The sequence below is a fragment of the Leisingera sp. ANG-M1 genome (assembly GCF_000813745.1).
Lineage (GTDB): Bacteria > Pseudomonadota > Alphaproteobacteria > Rhodobacterales > Rhodobacteraceae > Leisingera.
This window is the reverse complement of record NZ_JWLC01000027.1, coordinates 172615-192285: the sequence shown is the minus strand read 5'-3', so window position 1 is coordinate 192285 and position 19671 is coordinate 172615. Positions and strand designations below refer to the sequence as shown.

General features: G+C 64.3%; 17 protein-coding genes. 3 read left to right on the top strand and 14 right to left on the bottom strand.

Going from position 1 to position 19671, the window contains the following annotated elements; all coding sequences use genetic code 11:
* Positions 1 to 65: 65 nt before the first annotated feature.
* From recN to ftsW, 13 genes are all read right to left on the bottom strand, one after another.
* Positions 66 to 1715 carry a DNA repair protein RecN gene (gene recN / locus RA19_RS22695; protein WP_039167257.1) on the bottom strand — a complete coding sequence of 550 codons (1650 nt, stop codon included), beginning with the start codon at positions 1713 to 1715 and terminating at the stop codon, positions 66 to 68.
* Between the two features lie 27 nt (positions 1716 to 1742).
* Positions 1743 to 2594 (bottom strand): outer membrane protein assembly factor BamD, encoded by an 852-nt coding sequence (locus RA19_RS22690; protein ID WP_039167256.1) that lies wholly within the window; start codon positions 2592 to 2594, stop codon positions 1743 to 1745.
* 226 nt (positions 2595 to 2820) lie between these two features.
* On the bottom strand, positions 2821 to 3756 hold the full coding sequence (gene lpxC / locus RA19_RS22685) for a UDP-3-O-acyl-N-acetylglucosamine deacetylase (protein ID WP_039167254.1): 936 nt from the start codon (positions 3754 to 3756) through the stop codon (positions 2821 to 2823).
* A 211-nt stretch (positions 3757 to 3967) separates the two neighbouring features.
* On the bottom strand, positions 3968 to 5680 hold the full coding sequence (ftsZ, locus tag RA19_RS22680; RefSeq protein WP_039167253.1) for a cell division protein FtsZ: 1713 nt from the start codon (positions 5678 to 5680) through the stop codon (positions 3968 to 3970).
* Between the two features lie 370 nt (positions 5681 to 6050).
* Entirely contained in the window at positions 6051 to 7385 is a 1335-nt protein-coding gene (gene ftsA, locus RA19_RS22675) for a cell division protein FtsA (protein ID WP_039167250.1), read from the bottom strand.
* A gap of 1 nt (position 7386) precedes the next feature.
* Positions 7387 to 8280: a cell division protein FtsQ/DivIB gene (locus RA19_RS22670; protein WP_039167248.1), complete on the bottom strand. Its 894-nt coding sequence runs from the start codon at positions 8278 to 8280 to the stop codon at positions 7387 to 7389.
* Positions 8268 to 9188 (bottom strand): D-alanine--D-alanine ligase, encoded by a 921-nt coding sequence (locus tag RA19_RS22665; protein WP_082020650.1) that lies wholly within the window; start codon positions 9186 to 9188, stop codon positions 8268 to 8270. The genes RA19_RS22670 and RA19_RS22665 overlap by 13 nt, the downstream gene beginning before the upstream one ends.
* 293 nt (positions 9189 to 9481) lie before the next feature.
* Positions 9482 to 10423, bottom strand: a complete 942-nt coding sequence (gene murB / locus RA19_RS22660; RefSeq protein WP_039167246.1) for a UDP-N-acetylmuramate dehydrogenase — start codon at positions 10421 to 10423, stop codon at positions 9482 to 9484.
* Positions 10348 to 10872, bottom strand: coding sequence for a hypothetical protein (locus RA19_RS26705; RefSeq protein ID WP_152615846.1), 525 nt, complete (start codon positions 10870 to 10872; stop codon positions 10348 to 10350). The genes murB and RA19_RS26705 overlap by 76 nt, the downstream gene beginning before the upstream one ends.
* A 310-nt stretch (positions 10873 to 11182) precedes the next feature.
* The gene (locus RA19_RS22650; protein ID WP_039167242.1) at positions 11183 to 11440 is read right to left on the bottom strand and encodes a DUF2484 family protein; all 258 of its coding nucleotides are present in this window, start codon (positions 11438 to 11440) and stop codon (positions 11183 to 11185) included.
* A 100-nt stretch (positions 11441 to 11540) separates the two neighbouring features.
* Entirely contained in the window at positions 11541 to 12938 is a 1398-nt protein-coding gene (gene murC / locus RA19_RS22645) for a UDP-N-acetylmuramate--L-alanine ligase (protein WP_039167240.1), read from the bottom strand.
* Positions 12939 to 12943: 5 nt separating this feature from the next.
* Positions 12944 to 14035 carry a UDP-N-acetylglucosamine--N-acetylmuramyl-(pentapeptide) pyrophosphoryl-undecaprenol N-acetylglucosamine transferase gene (locus RA19_RS22640; RefSeq protein ID WP_039167237.1) on the bottom strand — a complete coding sequence of 364 codons (1092 nt, stop codon included), beginning with the start codon at positions 14033 to 14035 and terminating at the stop codon, positions 12944 to 12946.
* 25 nt (positions 14036 to 14060) lie between these two features.
* Complete coding sequence (gene ftsW / locus RA19_RS22635) at positions 14061 to 15227, bottom strand: putative lipid II flippase FtsW (protein WP_039167236.1); 1167 nt, start codon at positions 15225 to 15227, stop codon at positions 14061 to 14063.
* A gap of 455 nt (positions 15228 to 15682) precedes the next feature.
* On the opposite strand from ftsW, the gene RA19_RS22630 reads away from it, so the two are divergent.
* From RA19_RS22630 to RA19_RS22620, 3 genes are all read left to right on the top strand, one after another.
* Entirely contained in the window at positions 15683 to 15991 is a 309-nt protein-coding gene (locus RA19_RS22630; protein WP_039167312.1) for an ArsR/SmtB family transcription factor, read from the top strand.
* Positions 15988 to 16380, top strand: coding sequence for a VOC family protein (locus RA19_RS22625; RefSeq protein ID WP_039167234.1), 393 nt, complete (start codon positions 15988 to 15990; stop codon positions 16378 to 16380). Before RA19_RS22630 ends, RA19_RS22625 begins: the two co-directional genes overlap by 4 nt.
* A 223-nt stretch (positions 16381 to 16603) precedes the next feature.
* Positions 16604 to 17785, top strand: a complete 1182-nt coding sequence (locus RA19_RS22620) for an NAD(P)/FAD-dependent oxidoreductase (RefSeq protein WP_039167310.1) — start codon at positions 16604 to 16606, stop codon at positions 17783 to 17785.
* Between the two features lie 221 nt (positions 17786 to 18006).
* On the opposite strand, the gene murD is transcribed toward RA19_RS22620, so the two are convergent.
* Positions 18007 to 19404 (bottom strand): UDP-N-acetylmuramoyl-L-alanine--D-glutamate ligase, encoded by a 1398-nt coding sequence (gene murD, locus RA19_RS22615; RefSeq protein ID WP_039167233.1) that lies wholly within the window; start codon positions 19402 to 19404, stop codon positions 18007 to 18009.
* Between the last annotated feature and the right edge of the window lie 267 nt (positions 19405 to 19671).

The following is a 19671-nucleotide window of genomic DNA, read 5'->3' as shown; positions in this document are numbered from 1 at the left end:
TTCAATGGCCTAAAGTGCCACACAGCCGGTTAAGGAACCCTCACCCGGTGCGGCATTTCAACAGCTCAGCCGGCCAGCAATGCCCGGGCCGCGGCACGGGCCTCATCGGTGATCGTATCACCTGACACCATGCGGGCAAGCTCGTCCACCCGCTCGCCTTCGGCCAGCGGCACCACCTGCGACAGTGTCATGCCATCGACCACCTGCTTGCGCACCTGCCAGTGATGGCCGCCAAGCGCCGCCACCTGCGGCGAGTGGGTCACTACCAGCACCTGGCCGCCGCCCGCGAGGCTGCGCAGCCGCCGGCCCACGGCATCGGCAGTCGCGCCGCCGACACCGCGGTCGATCTCGTCGAATATCAACGTCTTGCTGACATTCTCGCCGCGCAGGCAGACTTTCAGCGCCAGCAAAAAGCGGCTCAGCTCGCCGCCCGATGCGATCTTGTTCAGGGCCCCTGCCGGCGCGCCCGGGTTGGTGGCCACGGTAAAGGCCACCGCATCCATGCCCTCCGGCCCCGGCTCGGCAGTGCTGATGCGGGTCTGGAACACGGCGCGCTCCATCTTCAGCGGCGCCAGTTCGGCCATCACGGCCTTGTCCAGCGCAGCCGCCGCCTGGCGGCGCACCGCGCCCAGCTGCTTGGCCGCCTGCGTGTAAGCCGCCTCCGCCGCCTTCAGCGCCGTTTCCTGATCTGCCAGGTTCTGATCGCCCGCATCCAGCGCCGCCAGCTTGGCGCGCAGGGTTTCGGCATAACCCGCCAGCTCATCGGCTTGCACATCATGCTTGCGGGCCAGCCCGCGGATGGCAAACAAGCGCTCTTCACAATCTTCCAGTTCGCCCGGGTTGAACTCCAAAGTTCCCAGCACCCGCTCAACCCCGTCCTGGGCCTCGCCCAGCTCGATCATCGCGCGCGAAAGCGCGGCCAGCGGCTCCTCCAGCCCGGTATCGTCTTCCTGGCCCGCAACCCCTTCCAGCCAGCGCTGCGCCTCGCCCATGGCGCCCTCGGCGCCGTCGCTCAGCAGCGCATGGGCGCGGGCGATGTCGCCGCGGATGCGTTCTGCCGACTGCATCTGGCGGCGGCGGGTGTCCAGGGCTTCATCCTCGCCCGGCTGCGGGTCCAGCTTGTCCAGCTCGGCGACGGCATGGCGCAGGAATTCCTCCTCTGCCCGCACCGCCTCCAATGCGGCCCGGGTGGCCTCCACCGTTTTGCGCGCCTTGGCGGCACCGGTCCAGGCACCGCGCACCTCGCCCAGCAGGCCCTGCACATCCGCGTACTGGTCCAGCAGCGCCATATGCCCCCGCGGGTTCAACAGCCCACGGTCATCATGCTGGCCGTGCAGCTCTACCAGGGTTTCCGACAGCGCCCGCAGCACCTCGCCCGAGCAGCGGCGGTCGTTCACCCAAGCGGTCTTGCGCCCCTCGGCTGTGTTCACCCGGCGCAGGATCAGCTCATCGCCGCCCGGCAGCCCGGCTTCCTCAAGGATCGCATGCGCAGGATGGCCCTCACCCAATTCGAATTCGGCCAGAACCTCGCCCTGTTTGGCACCCTGGCGCACCAGCTCGGCCCGGCCGCGCCAGCCCAGAACAAAGCCAAGGCTGTCCAGCAGAATGGATTTCCCGGCACCGGTCTCGCCGGTCAGCACATTCAGCCCGGGCTGAAAATTCAGCTCCAGGTGATCAATGATCAGGATGTCCCGGATATCAAGCGCGCGCAGCATGACCCTGCCCCCGTGCTGCGGCGGCCGTTACAGCCACCGCCCCTTGATCGTCTGGCGGTAGATCTGGCTCAGCCAGTTGTTGCCGCGGTCCTTGGGCTTCAGCCCGTTGGCGGTCAGCAGCTTGTAGCTGTTCTCGTACCAGTCGGTGGACTGGAAGTTATGCCCCAGGATCGCACCGGCGGTTTGCGCTTCAGCGGTCAGACCCAGCGACAGATAGGCTTCGACCAGACGGTGCAGCGCTTCGGGTGTGTGGCTGGTAGTCTGGAAATCCTCGACCACGACCCGGAAGCGGTTGATGGCTGAGGTGTAATGGCCGCGGCGCAGGTAATAGCGGCCGATCTCCATCTCCTTGCCCGCCAGATGGTCGAAGGCCAGGTCGAACTTCAGGATCGCCGAGTTGGCATATTCGCTGTCGGGGTAGACCTCGATCACAGTGCGCAGCGCCTGCAGCGCCTGGAACGTCAGCCCCTGGTCGCGGCCAACCTCGTCGATCTGGTCATAGTAGCTCAGCGCCAGCAGATACTGGGCATAGGCCGCGTCTTCATCCGCCGGGTAGAAATCAATGAACCGCTGCGCGGCTGCACGGCTTTGTTCGTAGTCCTTGAGGCCGTGATAGGCAAACGCCTGCATGATCACCGACTGTTTGGCCCATTCAGAATAAGGGTAAAGACGCTCGATTTCCGCAAAGTGATAGGCCGCATCCTTGGCCCGGTTGTTGGCCAGATCGAACTCGGCACGCTCATAGATCTGTTCCGGCGTGAAGGCTTCCAGCGACTCATTCCGCTTGACCGCAACACCGTCACCGCCGCCGCACCCCGCAAGGGCTGCTGCCAAAAGCACTGCGCCGAGGGTCCTGGCTCCTGCTCTGATGCCGTTCATAGTGCCTAACCTCACCGTCTTTGCCTTACGGGTGTGTGCCCCGGTTATGCCGTCTCTAGCATATTCAACTGGGGCACAAAACGCCTTTTGCCACTTGTGCGTTCACATGGCAGAGAAAGATCAGGCAGGTCAAGGGCAGCCATTCCCTGCCGCAGCGCCCTGCAAGAAAAGACCCGGGACACAATGGTCCCGGGCCAGTCTGTCCGCTCGTTCCTGGTTCTCTGCCTTATGCCACGCGGCGCTGCTCGGCCGGGATTTCCGACCAGATCAGCCCCTGTCCCGGCAGCCGTGCGGTCATCGCTGCATCGCAGGCGACGGCCCGGACCGCACCCGGCTCCGCAAACAAGGCACGCAGCAAGGTGTTGGTCAGCGCGTGCCCCGCGCGCTCGCCAACATAGCGCCCCAAGATCGGCCCCCCGGCCAGCGCCAGGTCCCCCAGCGCATCCAGCATCTTGTGGCGCACAGGCTCATCCGAATGGCGCAGTCCCGCGCCGCTTTCGACCCGCTCGCCATCAAACACGATGGCGTTTTCGCCCGGCACACCGCCAAGAGCGAGACCGTTGGCCTGCATAGTTTCTACATCCGCCTGGCGGCAGAAGGTGCGGCTGTCGCACAGCTCACGCGCAAAGCTGCCGTTGCGCATGTCCAGGACCTTGCTCTGACGGCCGATTGCGGCCTCGGCAAAGTCGATGTGGAATTCGATGGTCAGCCGGTCCGACGGCAGCAGGGTGGCGCGGGCGCCGTCCCGTTCCACCGTCACCGGCTTCAGCACTTCAAAGGCAGTGGCAGGCACGCCCAGACGCTGCACGCCGTACTGCATGATGCCGCGCACAAACGGAGCCGAGGAGCCATCAACGATCGGCACTTCCGGGCCGTCGATCTCGATCAGCGCGTTGTGCACGCCGCAGCCCGCCAGGGCCGCCATGATGTGCTCGATTGTTGAGACGCTCACGCCGGCCTCATTGACCAGCCGGGTGCACAGCGGGCTGCGCTCAACCAGGTCCCAGCGGGCGGGAAGCAGCGTGTTGCCCAAAGCAATATCGGTGCGTTTGAAGACGATGCCGTGCCCCGCCGGAGCCGGGATCAGAACCATGCGAGCAGGCTTGCCGGAATGCAGGCCGACCCCTTCGAATGCCACCGATGCCTTGAGCGTATTCTGCACGTTGCGCCTCGTTCCGCTGTTTCCGGCCTCGGGGGCCGTGTTGCGAACGAGAGTTAAGGTTTTGCAAAAAAAGGCACAACTCAATCTTTGTAACGGATTGAAACATGCCTGTAACAGATAGGCAAAACGCCGCTCAGATCCAAGCAACCCTATGCATTTAAACAAGAAAAAGCCGCCCTAAGGCGGCTTCCTCAATGCGCTTTGTGAACCTTTAATTGGCCTGGCGGCGCAGGAAAGCGGGGATTTCGATCCGTTCCTGGTCCGGATCCGCCTGCTGCTGCACCTGCTGCGGCTGTGCAGCGGGGGCCGGTGCCTGCATAGCGGGCTGCTGCCGCGCTGCCTGCGGCTGCTGCTTGACGGCCGAGGTTTCGGCGCTGCCGGTCATCCGATGGATCAGCGAATTGAGACCGAAACGGCGTTGGCCTTCAGGCTGCTGCTGCTGCGGTTGCGGTTGCGGCGCGGACGCTGCAGGGGCTGCAGCCGGGCGCTGCTGCTGCGGCTGTGGGGTCTGCACCCGCTGGGCAGCTGCCTGCAGACGCTCCAGAGCCTGCGGCGACGGAGTGCCCGGCGCAGGCGCCTTTGGCGCCACGAAAGAGGCTTCCGGCTGCGCTTCTACTGCATCCGCCTGCGGACGGAATTCCGGCACCTGCGGCTGATAGGCCGGCGGCGGCAGGCCGTCGTCGCCCATCGGCTCAACCTCTTCAAAGATATCCTCGGCCTGTTCCTGGGCCGCGGCCTGTTCAGCGTTCATCTCGGCAAACAGAGACGGCTCTTCCAGTGCGGGCGCTGCTTCCGCAGCCTCGGCTGCCGGAGCCGGTGCGGCCTCAGCAGCAGCGGGTGCGGCAACCGGGGTTTCCAGCTCCAGCGGTGCGGCGGCGCGGGTTTCCTCGACGGTCACGGTCTGGCGCAGCGGCGCCGACATCGGACGGCGCGGCACCGGCATTTCGGTGTTCACGTCGGTCGCATCGATGCCGGTGGCCACAACGGACACACGCATCTTGCCTTCCATGCCGGTGTCCAGGGTCGAGCCGACAATGATGTTGGCGTCCGGGTCCACTTCCTCGCGGATGCGGTTGGCGGCTTCGTCCAGTTCGAACAGGGTCAGGTCGTGCGAGCCGGTGATGTTGATCAGCACGCCCTTGGCGCCTTTCAGGCTGATCTCGTCCAGCAGCGGGTTGGCAATCGCCTTCTCGGCAGCCTGGACCGCGCGGTCCTCGCCCTCGCCCTCGCCGGTGCCCATCATCGCCTTGCCCATCTCGTCCATCACCGCACGCACGTCGGCAAAGTCGAGGTTGATCAGGCCCGGGCGCACCATCAGGTCAGTGACGCCTTTGACACCCTGGTACAGAACATCATCCGCCATCGAGAACGCCTCGGTGAAGGTGGTCTTCTCGTTGGCCAGGCGGAACAGGTTCTGGTTCGGAATGATGATCAGCGTGTCGACAACGCGCTGCAGGCTTTCAACGCCGGCTTCGGCCTGGCGCATCCGCTTCAGGCCTTCGAACTGGAACGGCTTGGTAACAACACCCACGGTCAGCACGCCCAGCTCACGCGCGGCCTGCGCGATGATCGGCGCCGCACCGGTGCCGGTGCCGCCGCCCATGCCCGCGGTGATGAAGCACATATGCGCGCCTGCCAGGTGATCGACGATCTGCTCGATGCTTTCCTCAGCCGCGGCCGAGCCCACCTGCGGGCGGGCGCCTGCACCCAGGCCCTCGGTGACTTTCACACCCAGCTGGATGCGGGCCTTGGCCGCGCTCTGCTGCAGCGCCTGCGCGTCGGTGTTGGCCACGACGAATTCAACGCCGTCGAGCTCTTTCTCGATCATGTTGTTGACAGCGTTGCCGCCGGCCCCGCCGACACCAAACACCGTGATCTTCGGCTTCAACTCTTCCTGCCCGGGCATCGATAGATTCAACGTCATGCTCTTACCGCCTGTGTTACCCGCCCTTCCCGCAAAGGGCTTATTCCTGTCCTATTCACATAATCCTACCGCGCAGAGGTTGTTGCGTCATCCAAAAAAGCGTCAAACGCCACAAAATAAGGCCTCATTCTGAGGTGAAACCCGCGGTATTTCGCCGTCCCTAGCAGATATTGGGGATCAAGCACAAGCCACACACAACAAAGCTCCGCCACCCGCGAAACCACTGGCGCGGAGAGATCTTCGAATTGCGTGACGGCCACTGCTCGGCCTTCTGACTCGCCGCATTTTTGCGGACGTTAAGAACAACCTAACGGGTCACAAGAGCGCTGTCACGCCCTCATTCGCCACCAGGGTTGAATTGAACTGCAGCTTACCAGTTGTCGCGGAACCACCGCACCGCCCGGCCCAGCGTGCCCGCCGGATGACGGCTGGCAGGCATGTCGAAATCCCACCATTCGTCCTGCGGATGGGCCGCGAACAGGCACAGCCCCACGGCGGACGCAAAGCCCGGCCCGGTTGCCGATTGCGGCAGGCCATGCACCCGCAAAGGCCGCCCCAGGCGCACCTGCTGGCCCAGAATGCGGCTCGCCAGCCCATCCAGCCCCATGATCTGGCTGGAGCCGCCGGTCAGCACGATCTGCTGGCTTGGGAGGTATTCGAACCCGGCCGCATCCAGCCGCGCCCGCACCTCTTCCAGGATCTCTTCCACCCGCGGCCGCATGATGCCGATCAGCTCGGCCCGGCTGACGGTGCGGCGGTCATGCTCCCAGTCACCGGTGTCGCCGCCGATATCGATCATGTCGCGGTCATCGGCGCCGGTGGCATGCACCCCGCCGCAAAAGGTCTTTATCCGCTCGGCATTGGCCAGGGGCACGCCCAGCCCCATCGAAATGTCGCTGGTGATGTGATCGCCGCCCAGACGCACCGCGTCGGCATAGATCATGTGTTTCTTCATGAAGACCGAGATCGAGGTCGAGCCGCCGCCCATGTCGATACAGGCCGCGCCCAGCTCCTGCTCATCTTCAACCAGCGAGGAAAAGCCCGAGGCATAAGCCGAGGACGCGATCCCCGCCAGCTCCAGATCGCAGCGCTGGATGCAGCGCACCAGGTTCTGCACCGCGATGGCATCCACCGTCAGCATATGCATGTCGACCGCCAGGGTCTGGCCCATCTGGCCGCGCGGATCACCCAGGCCCGACCGGTTGTCGAGCGCAAAGTTCACCGGCTGCGCGTGCAGCACCTCGCGGCCCGCGCCGTACTCCGGCACCTCGCAGGAGGCCAGCACCTGCGCCACCTCATTCTCGGAGACAACCTGCCCTTCCAGCTCCAGCTTGGAGTCGAGGCCATAAGAGCGCGGATTGGCGCCCGAGAAACAGGCGATCACGTGATCCACCCGCACCTCGGCCATCTTCTGCGCTGCCTGCACCGCGGTGCGGATGGCGCGCTCAGTCTCCTGCATCGCGTTGATCTCGCCGAACTGCACCCCGCGCGAACGCGTGGTCGCAGCGCCAATCACCCGGAAGCCCGACTGCCCGGCCAAAGCCCCGATCGAGCCGTCCTCGCTCAGCTTGCCGGTGCCGTCGAAACGCAGCACCAGGCAGGCGATCTTCGAGCTGCCCACGTCCAGAATGGCCACCACACCGCGCTGCATCGCCTGGCGCCGCATCTGCCGCATCGCCCGCTGCGATTGATAGAGATCTGTCATCTTACTGCCCGCCCCCGTTCAGCTGCCGGATCCGCCACCAGTTTTCCACTGAGTTTTCGGTCATGCGGATGGTCGGGCGCCCAGCCAGGCGCATATCCACCGCCGCCACATCGCGTTCCAGCAAATCCTGCACTTCACTCACCGCCAGCACCCGCTCCAGCGCCGGCACCGGGTTCTCCGCCGGCAGCATGATCCGCTGCTTGCGGTCCAGCACCACGTCCCAGCGCCGCTCGCCCACCCGCACCAAGCCGCGCAAACGTGCACCCAGCGGGCGCGCCGCCGCAAACAGGCGCAGTGCCTCGGCCGCCTCGCCGTCGGCGCCCTCGCCGGCAATCAGCGGCAGGTCCGGATGCAGGCTGCGGTGGCCCAGCTCGGCCACGTGAATGCCGCTTTCGTCCAGCAGCGCCAGCCCCTCGCGGCTGCGCCAGATCAGCGCCGGTTCGCGCTCTTCCACGTCCACCTGCAGGATGCCGCCCGGACGGATCCGCACGCTTGCGGATTTCACCGGATCCAGCCCGGTGATCACATCTCGTATCTGCTGCAGGTCCAGATCAAAGGAGCTGACCGGAAAATCCAGCGGCACCACTTCGCGGATATCCTGCGCCACGCTGGTGCCCGCCCCATCCACCGCCATCACATTGACCATGAACTCCGGCCGCTCTTCGATCGCGGCGCGGGCATCATTGACCAGCCCCCGCAGCGCGTCGCGCCGCCCTTCATCCGCCAGATAGGCGCTGCCCGCGGCAAAGATCAGGCAGAACGGTATGCCAAAGCGCAGGCCGAACCGGATGCCCGGCGTCAGCATCCAGCGCTGCAGCCGGTACTTCAGCCGTGACGGCGCCGGGTCTGCCCGCTCACCCGTCTCGCGGCGGAAGCGCCCTTTCAGCGATTGCATGACGCATCCTCCACCATCCAGGCGCAGAGCTGGCCAAAGGTCATGCCGCAATGGTCCGCCTGCTCCGGCACCAGCGAGGTCGGCGTCATGCCGGGCTGGGTATTGGTTTCCAGAATGATCAGCCCGTTTGCGCCGCGGGCCTCATCCCAGCGGAAATCGGTGCGGCTGACACCGCGGCAGCCCAGCACCTCATGCGCTTTCAGCGCATATTCCAGGCAGAGGTCGAAAATCTCCCGCGGCAGATCGGCCGGCAGCACATGGCGCGAGCCGCCCGGCTTGTATTTGGCGTCGTAATCGTACCAGCCGTCGGTCAGGATATCGGTCACCGTCAGCGCCTTGTCCCCGATCACAGTGGTGGTCAGCTCACGCCCCGGCGCAAAACTCTCCACCATCACTTCGGCAGGCATCTCCTCCGACAGCTGCGGCGGGCCGTTCGCCGCCTCATGCACAATATAGATGCCGACGCTGGAGCCTTCGTTATTGGGCTTCACCACATAGGGCGGCGCCATCACATGGCCCGCGCTCACGTCATCCCTGGCAAAGATACCGCTTTCGCAGACCGGCAGGGCTGCGGCCTTGAAAACCTCCTTGGAGCGCTGCTTGTCCATCGCCAGGGCTGAGGCCAGCACACCGGAATGGGTATAGGGGATCTGCAGCCATTCCAGCATGCCCTGCACGCAGCCGTCCTCGCCCCAGCGCCCGTGCAGCGCGTTGAACACCACATCCGGCTGGATTTCCTGCAGGCGCGCGCACAGGTCCTGGCCCGCGTCCACCTCAACAACCTCAAACCCCTCACCGCGCAATGCGGCCGCGCATTCGCGGCCGCTGGACAGCGATACCTCGCGTTCGGCCGATGGTCCGCCCATCAGCACCGCGACTTTCGGGAGTGCCCTGCTCGACTTACTCACCTCGAAGCGCCTCAATATGCGGGGCTTTCATGCCCCTGGTTTTTGGAGCCCCCAAAAGGCCCGCCTTATATCCTTGTGCCGGGCTGTTCCCGGCTGATTTTTGCGGGGCGCCTGCCCCCTTAAACCGGCAGATCATTGCCGCCTCTTCGGCACCCTAACGCCCTAAGTCTTACCGGCGCGTTAACGATGCCTTTACCACGTTTAACAATTGCCGCTGCCCGGTTCCTGGCTGGAACACATGCCCCCATCCAGCTGCGGCCCGGGAAGCCTTTGTCAGCGCTGAGGAATTCCAGTTATTCGGGAAGCGGATCACCAATCCGCATGATTTCCCACTCTAGCGTGATGCCGGAATTGGCGTAAACCTTTTTCCGCACCTCCTCGCCCAATCCCTCCAGATCTGCGGCAGTTGCGCCACCGGTGTTGATCAGGAAGTTGGAATGCTTCTCGCTCATCTGCGCAGCCCCGCGCCGGGCGCCGCGCATGCCGGCACTGTCGATCACCTTCCAGGCTTTCAGGTCATGCACGTCGTCTTCCCGCCCGGTCGAGGAGAACCCCGCCGGATTGCGGAAGGTGGAGCCGGCCGAGCGGTCGCGGGTCGGCTGGGTCTCATCGCGCTTCCGCAGCTGCGCCTCCATCCGGGCATGCAGCTCCGCCGGTTCGCCGCTGTGCCCCCGCAGCGTGGCTGAAACCAGCACCGCGCCTTCCGGCATGGCGGTCTGGCGGTATTGAAATGCCAGTTCCTCCGCGGTGATCTCGCGGATTTCACCCTCCCGGGTGACAATCGTGGCCGAGACAAACACATCCGCAGTATAGCTGCCGTAGCAGCCCGCATTCATCCGCACTGCACCGCCGATCGAGCCAGGAATGGTGCGCAGGAAAGTAAGGTCAATGCCTGCGTCCGCCGCCTTCTTGGCCACATGCGCATCCAGCGCCGCGGCGCCTGCAGTAACGGTATCGCCGTTGACCTCAATCCCATTGAAACCGCGGCCCAGCCGGATCACCACCGCGCGCAAGCCGCCGTCCCGCACGATGAGGTTGGAGCCGACCCCCATCGGGAATACCTGCACCGCCGGGTCCAGCTGCCGCAGGAAATCCGCCAGGTCTTCGACATCAGCCGGCTGAAACAGATGGTCCGCCGGACCGCCGACCCGCAGCCAGGTCAGCTCCGCAAGCGGCTTCTGCTCCGTGAGCCGCCCGCGAGCCGCCGGAAGAATAGTTTCAGTTTGCGCCGCCATCGTCTCTTTTGTCCCAAGTTCCAGCCAATGAACGCGCACAGTCCGTAAACAAGATGGCCGTTGAAATAAAGGGACAACACGACTTTGCGGAGATCATGCTGGTGGTTTTCGTGATAGAGGCTAAGCACCAGCCAGACCAAGAGCAGCAGCCAGAATGCCACCAGCCCGCGCGCCAGGCCGCGCCGCCGGAACCGCGCCAGATAATAAAAGCCGATCAGCCAAACCAGGCCAAAAACCAGCCATATCAATGTAATCGCTACCACAACCCGACTCCGGACCAGTACCAGGCAACCGGCCGCGGAGAGAAACAATTTGCCACCGGAAGCGCACATACGCGCCGGGCGGCAGGAGACCGCCAGGCACCCTACAGCTTTAGCACCCCAAGGAAAACACCCGGTAAACGAGCGGAAGAAACTGTTCTGGCGGCGCATCAGCGCCGCAAACCGCATTCACGGCCGTTTCATCCAGCGGTTCAAAGCATAGACCGCAAGCCCGGAAAAGAGCCCCGCCAGGGCCGCAGCCATTGCAGCAATGAGAAAAAACCGAGCGCAATTCCAAGGCCGTTTCCTGCCCCTTTGCCGCCGGTGCCGCCTTCGAAATCTGGCTGGACGAAGACAACGAAATCATAGACGAACGCCCCGATACCCAGCGCCGCAACCGCTCCAAGCACTTTGAAAAAGTGCCAGCGCCCGCCCGGCCAGGCCGAAGGCCAACCCAATACCGGCTGACAAGGTCGGCCAAAACACGGCGGCACTCCGGCTACTCGCGGCTGCCCCGCGGCAAAACACCGATCCAGCGCAGGAAATAAACCACCGGCCAGCGCAGCACCGACATCCCCGCCAGCAGCACTGCCAGCCCCCACCAGGGGCCGTTTTCATAAGTCACATAGCCCAAAAGCGGAATGCCCAGCGCAATCAGCACATAGGCGCGGCGCCAATGATTGTCGCGACTCGGAATCATCGCCAGCAAATTGGCCGCCAGCGCCCAGACGGCGGCAAGGGTCAGGGACAGCGTCACACCCGCCCCCTCAGCCCGCCGGCTTCCTCTTGCTTCAAATATCCCGGGGGGAGCCGCAAAAGGCGGCGGGGGGCAGCGCCCCCGCCACTTCCCGCGACACTCATTGCTGCAACCGGTCCGGCAGGCCGTTGGCCCAGGTACTGATAGTGCCGGCGCCGAGGCAAACTACCATGTCGCCAGGCCGCGCTTGTTCGCGCACAAGGCGCTCCAGGTCGTCTTCGCTCAGGATGGCGCGGGCATGGCGGTGGCCATGGCGGATCAGACCCGCCACCAGATCGTCGCGGCTGGCGCCTTCAATCGGCTCCTCGCCCGCGGCAAAGACCTCGGCAATGGCCACGACGTCCGCCTCATTGAAACAAGCGCAGAAATCATCGAACAGGCTCGACAGGCGGGTGTAGCGGTGCGGCTGATGCACCGCAATCACCCGGCCCTCGCAGGCTTGGCGCGCCGCTTTCAGCACCGCCGCGATCTCCACCGGGTGGTGGCCGTAATCGTCGATGATGGTGACACCGTCGACTTCGCCCACCTTGGTGAAACGCCGGTTCACACCGCCAAAGGCCGCCAGCGCCTCGCGGATCTCGGTGCTGTTCATGCCCAGATGCCGTGCAACCGCAACAGCGGAGAGCGCATTCGAGACGTTATGGTCGCCCGGCATCGGCAGGGTACAGCCCTCGATCACCCGGTCCTCGGCCTGCAGGTGCACGTCGAAATGGGCAACGCCCGCCTTATAGGTCAGGTTCACCGCCCGCACATCCGCCTGCGCGTTGAACCCATAGGTCACGACCCGGCGGTCCGAGATCCGCCCGATCAGCGCCTGCACTTCCGGGTGGTCGGTGCAGCAGACTGCAATGCCGTAAAACGGAATGTTGGAGACAAACTCCAGGAACCCGTCACGCAACGTGTCAAAATCACCCCAATGCTCCATATGCTCGGGGTCGATATTGGTCACCACAGCGATGGTCGCAGGCAGCCGGTTGAAGGAGCCGTCGCTCTCATCCGCCTCGACCACCATCCATTCGCCCTGCCCCATCCGTGCGTTGGAGCCGTAGGCGTGAATAATGCCGCCGTTAATGATTGTCGGGTCAAAACCGCCGGCCACCATCAGCTCGGCCATCATGGTGGTGGTGGTGGTCTTGCCATGGGTCCCGGCAATGGCAACGTTGGACTTGAGCCGCATCAGCTCCGCCAGCATATCGGCCCGGCGCACCACCGGCAGGCCGCGCAGGCGCGCCTCGTCCAGCTCCGGGTTGCCCGGTTTGATTGCCGAGGAGATCACCACAACCGCGGCTTCCTCCAGGTTCTCCGCCTTCTGGCCCACAAAAATCCGCGCGCCCAGCTCCTCCAGGCGATTGGTGATTTTCGAAGACTTCAGGTCCGACCCCTGCACCATGTAGCCAAGGTTCAGCAAAACCTCAGCGATGCCTGACATGCCGATGCCTCCGATCCCCACGAAATGGATCGGGCCGACGTCACCAGGCAGTTTGGTTGCAGGGTTCATAACGTTTATCCTTCCTCGGCCAGCTGCTCCACCAGTGCCGCCAGACGTTCAGCAGCATCGGGAACCCCGGCGCTCAAAGCGGCAGCCGACATCTGTGTCGCAGCCTGCGGGTTACTCAGAATCGCGCCCATATGCTCTGCCAGCGCCGGAACATCAAGGGCGCTTTCCGGGATCATCACGGCGGCATTGGCGTCAACCAGGCCGCGGGCGTTAGCGGTTTGATGGTCGCCGGCGGCAGCAGCAAAGGGGATCAGGATCGAGGGCCGCCCGATGACCGATATATCAGCCACCGACGACGCGCCCGAGCGCGAGATCACCAGCTGCGCCTCGGACATGCGCGAAGGCACATCATTGAAAAAGGTCTGCACATCGGCGTTGATACCGTGTTCCGCATAAAAGGCGCTGACCCGTTCCAGATCTTCGCTGCGCGCCTGATGCGACACCCGCAGGTGCTGGCGCATGGCCTCCGGCAGGGCTGCGACCGCACCCGGCACCACGTCCGACAGGATGCGCGCGCCCTGGCTGCCGCCCATCACCAAGAGCGACATCGGATAGTCGCCCGGCGGAATATAGCCGGCGCCCGCACGCTCCATCACCGCACTGCGCACCGGGTTGCCCACATGCTCATGCGGAACCCCGTCCGGCAGCGCGGTCGGCCAGGTGCCGCAGGCAACGCCCGCAACCCGCTTGGCAAAGATCTGATTGACCCGGCCCAGAACGCCGTTCTGCTCATGAATCATCCGCGGCAGTTTCAAGAGCGTCGCCGCCCCCAGCGCCGGGATCGACGGGTAGCCGCCAAAGCCGATCACCGCATCCGGCCGCTCGCGCCGCATCTGCATCATCATCGATAGAACGCCGCCGGCAATCTTCGGCCCCACCAGCGCCTTGGCCAGCAGGCCGCCGCGGGCAAAGGTGGCCGAGGACACTTCGGAAATCTCAACCGCCTCCGGAAAGGCGCCGGTGTAGCGCGCCCCGCGGGCGTCCGTTGACAGCTTCACCCGCCAGCCGCGGGCCAGCATCGTCTCCGCCAGCGACTGCGCCGGAAACATATGGCCGCCGGTCCCGCCGGCCGCCATCAAGAGCAGTTTCTGTGCCATCCCAGGGGGTCTCTTTCCAGATCTCTCAGCGGCCGCGGCCGTTCAGGTAGTCGGCAATCCCGCCCTGCGGACGGGTCCGGGTAAAGGCCAGCAGCATACCCACCGCAATGCCGGTGGCAATCAGCGAGGATCCGCCGTAGCTCACAAACGGCAGCGTCATGCCCTTGGCAGGCAAAAGCCGCACCGCGACGCCCATGTTGATCATCGCCTGCACACCGAACATGCACACAAGGCCGGTGCCCGCCAGACGGATAAACGTATCGCGCTCACGCATCAGCCGGAACAGCGAGCGCACCACGATCAAGGCATAAAGCGCGATCAGGACCACCACCAGCACCAGCCCGTATTCCTCGGCCGCCACAGCCACGATGAAATCGGTATGGGCATCGGGCAGCGACCATTTCACCTGGCCCTCGCCGACGCCGACCCCGAACAAGCCGCCCTCGCGGATCGCATTGGTGGCGTAGCCCAGCTGGGTGGTCGGATCGACATCCGGGTTCAGGAAGCCGTCGATGCGGCGGGCAAAATGCTCGGAGCTGTTATAGGCAAAGACCCCGCCCATCACGACCACCGCAGCCATGCAGACCAGCAGCAGCATCGGCGCTCCGGCGACAAAATACATCACCCCCCAGCCAAACAGGATCAGGCTGGCCTGGCCGAAATCCGGCTGCAAAACCAGCATCATGACCACCATCAGGCACAGCGCGAAAGACATCAGTGTGCCGGGCGGGCCGTTTATCTGCTGACTGGCGGCAATCATCCAGGCCGCCACCACGATGAAGCCCGGCTTCAGGAATTCAGACGGCTGCAGCGAGGCAAAGCCAAGCGAGTACCATCGCACCGCCCCTTTGCCGAAATCGGTCCCGAAGATGGGCAGAAACGCCAGCGCGACAAAGGCCACGGCAAAGCCCAGCACCGCCAGCCGCCGCACCAGCGTGGGCGACATCACGGATGTGATCAGCATCGCCGCCAGCGCCGTCAGGCCAAACACCGCCTGCCGCTGCACATAGTGGAAATTGCCGAACCCGTTCCTCTCCGCCAGCGGCACCGAGGCCGCCAGACCCAGGAGCAAACCGATCACGAACAGCATCAGGATGCAGGACATCGTCCACTTATCCAGCGTCCGCCACCATTTCGGGAGAATCGGTTCCCCTGCCTGCACAGGAACCGCGCCATAGACCATCTCAGTCATGGGAATACCGCCACTATATGCCTCGCTCGCGCCCCGTTTTCGGGGTCTCACCGAAACTGTAACGAATCGTGAGCCAGCGCGCCAGAAAAAGAACACAGTTCGGCGGAAAACCACCGCCGGGACCGCAGGCCGTCTTGACAGGCAGGAAGCTGCTGCCCGCAGCGCGCCGCCGGCAGTCACGCGCCAGCAGCGGCATGACCAGCGAACCGCCTTTGCCGCCAGAGTGCCCCGCCCCAGGTAACTGGATGATCGCGGATGGCACCGGATCTTGCGGCATGCATTCTAGTGGCTGTCAGGCGCAGGCTTCAGGCTTTGCCAATCTTCGCGCTGAACGGCGGCTAACCAGACGAAGCTGACCCCGGTTTCTACATCACCAAGGTTCGCTTTCGATCTCAGCTCTGATATGCAGTTAAATGACTGCACTTGACATGCAGCAAAGTTACTGCATAAAAACCATGACAGATGAACAGCTCGACTTAATCTTCAAAGCACTATCGGACAGCACGCGCCGCCGCATCATCGACCGCCTGAGCAAACAGCCCGCTCAGTCGCTTTTCGAAGTATGCGCTGCGTCGGTTGCCGAAAACGGCGTTGCCTTGTCACGGCAGACTGTCTCCCAGCATCTTGCTGTTCTGGAGAAGGCAGGCTTGATCGAGATTGAATGGAAGGGACGCACCAAGACGCATTCGTTATGCGTCAGCGAAGACCACGTCGCGGCTGCATCATGGCTAACGAACTACATGCAGAACGGAAGAAAGACATGAAAATCTACGTCACCAGTGTCTTTGTCGATGACCAGGACAAGGCCGAAAAATTCTACACTGAAGTTCTCGGCTTCAAGGTAAAACATAACATCCCGTTGGGCGATAACCGCTGGTTGACGGTTGTATCCGAGGAAGATCCTGACGGGACTGAGCTGCTGCTGGAACCGAGCGACCATCCGGCTGTGGGGCCATACAAATACGCAATCGTTGCCGATGGCATCGCTGCGCATTCCTTTCAGGTTCAAGACCTGGATGCAGAATGGAAGAAGCTGAGCGGCCGCGGCGTGAATTTCGTAACTGAGCCAATGGACGCGGGTGCAGTCCACATGGCTGTTTTTGATGACACTTGCGGAAATCTGATCCAGCTTATCCAGATGAAAGAGGCCTAAGTCTTCTTTGCCCCTGGCCGAATGGAGGGAAAGCAGCCGTTCGGCCAAGACGCGGGGCCGGTTGGTTTGGGCCCGGTTCATTCATTCACCGCTGCCCCCGCTCAAGCAGACATTTCCCTGTTCAGCTCCAGCTCTCCCTAAGGCTCTCCTTCTCTCGCGCCATTAACCGGCCTGCACGACCCGCCCCCTTGCGCCAGCGCCGCTTCCGTGGTCGATGCGCGCCATGCAGGTAAACACTCTGATTCTCGGCGCCGGCGCGGCCGGCATGATGTGCGCGCGCTATTCGGGCGGCAGCACATTGGTGATCGACCACGCCAAGGCGCCGGGCGAGAAGATCCGCATCTCCGGCGGCGGCCGCTGCAATTTCACCAACATGTATGCCGAGGCCAAGAACTACCTGTCGGCCAACCCGCATTTCTGCAAGTCGGCGCTGGCCCGCTACACCCAATGGGACTTCATCGAGCTGGTCAGCCGCCACGGCATCGCCTGGCACGAGAAAACCCTGGGCCAGCTGTTCTGCGACGGCTCCTCAAAACAGATCATCACCCTGCTGGTGGAGGAGTTGCGCCAGGCCGGCGCGGAGCTGTGGCTGCAGACCGCCGTCGAAACCGTGGAAACGACCCCGGCGGGCTACCGGGTCAAGCTCCTGCGCGAGGGCAAAGCGCACACCGTCACCTGCCGCAACCTGGTGCTGGCCACCGGCGGCAAGTCGATCCCCAAGATGGGCGCCACCGGCCTCGCCTATGACCTCGCCCGCCAGTTCGGGCTGCAGGTGACCGAGACCCGCGCGGGCCTCGTGCCCTTCACCTTCCCGGACGGCCGCTTCAAACCGCTCGCCGGCACCGCTTTGCCCGCGCGCCTCAGCAACGCACGCACCTCATTCGACGAGGCACTGCTGTTCACCCACCGCGGTCTTTCAGGGCCTTCGGTTCTGCAGCTTTCCTCCTACTGGCACGAGGGTGAAGAGATCACGGTGAACCTGATCCCGGAAACACCTCTATTCACTCTTCTTCGCGAGCAGCGCCAGGCCGAGGGCCGCCGCGACCTCACAACCGAGCTGTCGCGCCACCTGCCGTCCAAACTGGTAGACTTCCTGAAACCCCAGCTGGATCTCAAGGGCCGCCTTGCCGACCAGTCTGACGCCGCGCTGCAGGCCCTTTGCGAGGCCTTGCAAAACTGGCACCTGCTGCCCGCCGGCACCGAAGGCTACCGCACCGCCGAAGTCACCCTCGGCGGCATCGACACCGATGGCCTCTCCTCCAAAACCATGGAGGCCAAAGCCGCCCCCGGCCTTTACGCCATCGGCGAAGCCGTGGATGTCACCGGCTGGCTCGGCGGCTACAACTTCCAATGGGCCTGGTCCTCCGGCTTTGCAGCCGGCACCGCCATCGCCGCCACCATCTGACCCTCTGCCGGAGCTTTCCGCTTCGGAGCCGCCTTCGCTTGAGCAGAGACAGCCGGGGGTGACGGGCGCGGGCAAGAGAAATCGCGGAGGCTCCGCCAAAGGCGGATACCGCTATTTCCCTTGAGCGCGCGCGGCAGCTCTGGCAGGCACAGATCATGCGAAGGCCGGTCAGAGGCGGATTTTCCGATTAGGTGAGCCTGAAGCCCCTCCCCGGAACCGCCTCACCCCAGCCGTGCTTTGACTTCGGCGGCGAAATCATCGCCGCGCTGCTCAAAATTGTCATACTGGTCAAAGCTCGCCGCGGCCGGCGCCAGCAGCACGGTGTCGCCTTCCCGGGCGTCCTCAATGGCCCGCGCCACTGCTGCCGCCATGGTGGTGCAAACCTCCGCCTCCACATCCAGCTGCAGCGCAAAGCCCGCCGCCTCGCGGCCTATCACATAGGCCTTCACCACATTGCCGGTCTGCCCCTGCAGCGCCTCCAGACCGCCGTCCTTCTCCAGCCCGCCGCAGATCCAGCGGATATTCCTGAACGCCCCCAGCGCCTTTGCCGCGCTGTCCAGATTGGTGGCCTTGCTGTCATTCACATACCGCACGCCGCCTGCCTCGGCGATGGTCTGGCTTCGGTGCGGCAGGCCCGGGAAAGTGGCCATCGCCTCGCCGATCAGCCGCGGCGCCAGCCCCAGGGAGCGCGCCGCCGCATAAGCCGCACAGGCGTTCTGATGGTTATGGGCGCCGGGCAGGCCGGTCATGTCCCGCAGGTCAATCGAAGCCGCCTGCCGCCCTTTGCGGTACTCGCTCAGGAATCCTTTGCGGGCAAAGACCTGCCACCCCGGGCCGGTCAGCTTGCACGCGGCGGAAATCCGGATCACCCGGTCATCGCCCAGCCCTTCCGACAGCTGGCCCGCCAGAAACAGTCCCTCATCCTCGTCAATTCCGATCACAGCCCGATCCGGCCCGCCCTCGGCAAACAGCCGCCGTTTGGCCGCAAAATAGCCGCCCATACCGCCATGCCGGTCCAAGTGATCGGGCGAGAGATTGGTGAAAACCGCCACATCCGGTGTCAGCGCCCGGGCCAATTCAGTCTGATAGCTCGACAGCTCCAGCACCACCACGCCGCCATTGCCGGGCTGATCTATATCCAGCACCCCGCGGCCGATATTGCCCGCCAGCTGGCTCTCGCGCCCGGCTTCCTGCAGGATGTGATGCAGCAGCGCCACCGTGGTCGATTTGCCGTTGGAGCCGGTCACCGCCACCACCCGCGGCGGCTGGTCATGCATCTGCCATTCGGCATCGGCGAAGGAGCGGAAAAACAGCCCGATGTCATTATCCACCGGCACCCCGGCCTCGATTGCCGCGCGGATCACCGGGTTCGGCTTGGGATAGAGATGCGGTATCCCGGGCGAAGTCACCAACGCCGCCACGCCCTCAAATGCCCCCTGCTTATGCAGGTCGCGGCAGGTGAACCCTTCCGCCTCCGCCGCATCCCGCGCCGCCGGATTGTCGTCCCAGCAAAGGGCCTCCGCTCCGCCTTCACGAAGGCTGCGCGCCGTCGCCAGCCCCGAGCGCCCCAGCCCCAGCACCGCCACTTTGGCACCTTCATATCCTTTGACCGGGATCATCGCCTGCCCTCATCTTCAAAAACCAGTTCCGGCGGCACTTTGCACAGGAGCCGCCCCGCCTTCAAGCGCCCGCCCGCACGGGCCGCATGGCCCGTGCCGTGCCCAACAATTGGCAGGCAGGCGCAGCCTGCCGAAATTGGCGGGAGCGCACCCGTTGCCTGCCCAGCGCACGCTGCCCTCACCCGGGGTTCACATCTCCGCGTTAAATTCCCCCCGTTGCAACAATCAGATCAGGAGACCGGCCCCCTAAGACCACCTCTTCATTGG

Coding starts and splice junctions, on each gene's coding strand:
- recN (WP_039167257.1), bottom strand. CDS start 1,715: ATGCTGCGCGCGCTTGATATCCGGGACATCCTGATCATTGATCACCTG.
- RA19_RS22690 (WP_039167256.1), bottom strand. CDS start 2,594: ATGAACGGCATCAGAGCAGGAGCCAGGACCCTCGGCGCAGTGCTTTTG.
- ftsZ (WP_039167253.1), bottom strand. CDS start 5,680: ATGACGTTGAATCTATCGATGCCCGGGCAGGAAGAGTTGAAGCCGAAG.
- ftsA (WP_039167250.1), bottom strand. CDS start 7,385: ATGACAGATCTCTATCAATCGCAGCGGGCGATGCGGCAGATGCGGCGC.
- RA19_RS22670 (WP_039167248.1), bottom strand. CDS start 8,280: ATGCAATCGCTGAAAGGGCGCTTCCGCCGCGAGACGGGTGAGCGGGCA.
- murB (WP_039167246.1), bottom strand. CDS start 10,423: ATGGCGGCGCAAACTGAAACTATTCTTCCGGCGGCTCGCGGGCGGCTC.
- RA19_RS26705 (WP_152615846.1), bottom strand. CDS start 10,872: ATGCGGTTTGCGGCGCTGATGCGCCGCCAGAACAGTTTCTTCCGCTCG.
- murC (WP_039167240.1), bottom strand. CDS start 12,938: ATGAACCCTGCAACCAAACTGCCTGGTGACGTCGGCCCGATCCATTTC.
- RA19_RS22640 (WP_039167237.1), bottom strand. CDS start 14,035: ATGGCACAGAAACTGCTCTTGATGGCGGCCGGCGGGACCGGCGGCCAT.
- ftsW (WP_039167236.1), bottom strand. CDS start 15,227: ATGACTGAGATGGTCTATGGCGCGGTTCCTGTGCAGGCAGGGGAACCG.
- RA19_RS22630 (WP_039167312.1), top strand. CDS start 15,683: ATGACAGATGAACAGCTCGACTTAATCTTCAAAGCACTATCGGACAGC.
- RA19_RS22625 (WP_039167234.1), top strand. CDS start 15,988: ATGAAAATCTACGTCACCAGTGTCTTTGTCGATGACCAGGACAAGGCC.
- RA19_RS22620 (WP_039167310.1), top strand. CDS start 16,604: ATGCAGGTAAACACTCTGATTCTCGGCGCCGGCGCGGCCGGCATGATG.
- murD (WP_039167233.1), bottom strand. CDS start 19,404: ATGATCCCGGTCAAAGGATATGAAGGTGCCAAAGTGGCGGTGCTGGGG.